The sequence below is a fragment of the Mesorhizobium sp. M7A.F.Ca.CA.002.05.1.1 genome, from assembly GCF_003998335.1.
In the GTDB taxonomy this organism is placed as follows: domain Bacteria; phylum Pseudomonadota; class Alphaproteobacteria; order Rhizobiales; family Rhizobiaceae; genus Mesorhizobium.
The window spans coordinates 1-2,086 of sequence record NZ_RZQI01000989.1 but is presented as its reverse complement, the minus strand read 5'-3'; the positions used below and the strand labels follow the sequence as shown (position 1 = coordinate 2,086).

The window sequence follows — 2,086 nt, the reverse complement described above, 5'->3', positions numbered from 1 at the left end:
AGGAAGACATCTGCGCCCGATATGACGTCGGCCAGCGTGCGCGCCTCGGTGTCCTTCACATAAGGGTCTTTCCAGCGGTCCATCTCGTCGGTCCGCCCTTTGTAGGCAACGCCGAAACGGTCGGTGACCCAGATGTTTTCGACTTTGGCGCCGAGCGAGACCAGCAGGTTGAGGCAGGCAAGGGCGGCAGCCCCGGCGCCGGAGGTGACGATCTTGATGTCCGATATGGTTTTTCGGGCGAATTCCAGCCCGTTGAGCACGGCGGCAGCGACGATGATGGCGGTGCCATGCTGGTCGTCGTGGAACACCGGTATCTTCATGCGCGCCTTCAACTGTTCCTCGACCTCGAAGCATTCCGGTGCCTTGATGTCTTCGAGGTTGATGCCGCCGAAAGTCGGCTCCAGCGCCGAGATCGTCTCGACCATGCGCTCGATCCCCGGCGCGTCGATCTCGATGTCGAAGACATCGATACCGGCGAACTTCTTGAACAGGACGGCCTTGCCTTCCATCACCGGCTTGGAGGCCAGCGGGCCGATATTGCCGAGGCCGAGCACCGCCGATCCGTTGGTGACGACGCCGACCAGATTGGCGCGTGCGGTGTAGTCGGCGGCGGTCGCCGGATCGTCGCGGATTTCCAGGCAAGGGGCGGCGACACCAGGCGAATAGGCGAGCGCGAGGTCGCGCTGGTTGCCGAGCGGCTTGGTCGCCTGGATCTCGAGTTTTCCCGGCCTTGGGTGCTTGTGGAAGTAGAGGGCGGCTTCGTCGAGGTCCGAACGTGCCGTCTTTTTGCTCTCGCCTTCCATGCGGCCGCTCCCTCGAAATCTGGCTGGAGATTCCCTTTTAGCATGCAGCCGTGGTTTTTCGCGACGCTAATTGACGCGCCGGCAGCTTTACCCGGCGGCGCGTAGAAAGTCGCTAATGATCAAATGCTTATGCCGATTCTCTAACGGACGGCTCCTACAGTTTCACGGACAAGTTGATCAAAAGGCGCTGACGTAGAGACCACCATCGACCGGTATGTTCTGCCCGGTCAGATAGCCCGCATGGACCGAGCACAGGAAGGCGCAGATCTGGCCGAATTCTTCCGGCGTGCCGAGCCGCTTGGCCGGAACATCAGCGCTGATGCGGGTCTTGCGTGCAGCGGCTGCGGCAGGATCCTCGATGGTGCCGGCCTCGTGCGGGCCGCGCAGCCGGTCGGTGTCGAGTTTGCCCGGCAAAAGACTGTTGATGGTCACGTTGCGGTCGATCACCGTTCTGGCCACGCCGGCAAGGAACGAGGTCAGGCCGGCACGCGCGCCGGACGACAGGTCGAGGCCGGGAATGGGCACATAGACCGACAGCGATGTGATGTTGACGATGCGGCCGAAGCCGCGTGCCGCCATGCCGTCCAGCACGGCCTGCACGAGCTCGATCGGCGTCACCATATTCTGGGTGACGCCTTCGAGGATCTTTTCGCGATCGAGCGTGCGGAAATCGCGAAGCGGCGGGCCGCCATTGTTGTTGACCAGGATATCCGGCTCGGGACAGGCCGCGAGCAGCGCCTTCTGCACCTCCGGCTTCGAAACGTCGCCGACGACTTCCGTCACCGTGACGCCATATCGCTCGCGCAACTCCGCGGCGGTTTTCGCCACCAGTTCGGCGTTGCGCCCGTTGACCACGACATCGCAGCCGGCCTCGGCCAGCGCCATGGCGCAACCGCGCCCAAGTCCCTTGCTCGAAGCGCAGACGATGGCCTTCTTTCCGCGGATACCGAGATCCATGACGATTTCTCCTGTGATTTGGCCGGCAAGCTAGTCCTTCGGCTGGACCAATCGCAACCGTCATACGGTTGTTGCATGAATCGGGGCATAGGCTCGCGAAAGCAACGGTGAAATCGCGATGTCCGGCCAAGAGCCCCGCACTTTCCGCAGCATGTTCATATCCGACGTCCATCTGGGCTCGAAGGCGGCCAAGGCCGAGTTCCTGATCGATTTCCTTCGATATCACGATGCCGATATCATCTATCTGGTGGGCGACATCGTCGACGGCTGGCGGCTGCGGCGGAGCTGGCACTGGCCGCAAAGCCACAATGACGTCGTGCAGAAAC

Annotated in this window: 2 protein-coding genes and 1 pseudogene; 1 reads left to right on the top strand and 2 read right to left on the bottom strand. The window is 62.4% G+C overall.

Annotated elements, in window-relative coordinates; all coding sequences use genetic code 11:
* A partial coding sequence (locus EN939_RS31540) for a malic enzyme-like NAD(P)-binding protein (protein ID WP_335930814.1) occupies window positions 1-803 on the bottom strand: 803 nt, incomplete at its 3' end.
* Between the two features lie 177 nt (window positions 804-980).
* Window positions 981-1,760 (bottom strand): SDR family oxidoreductase, encoded by a 780-nt coding sequence (locus tag EN939_RS31535; protein WP_127271508.1) that lies wholly within the window; start codon window positions 1,758-1,760, stop codon window positions 981-983.
* Window positions 1,761-1,911: 151 nt separating this feature from the next.
* On the opposite strand from EN939_RS31535, the pseudogene EN939_RS39465 reads away from it, so the two are divergent.
* A pseudogene (locus tag EN939_RS39465) lies at window positions 1,912-2,086 on the top strand (UDP-2,3-diacylglucosamine diphosphatase); the annotation flags it as partial.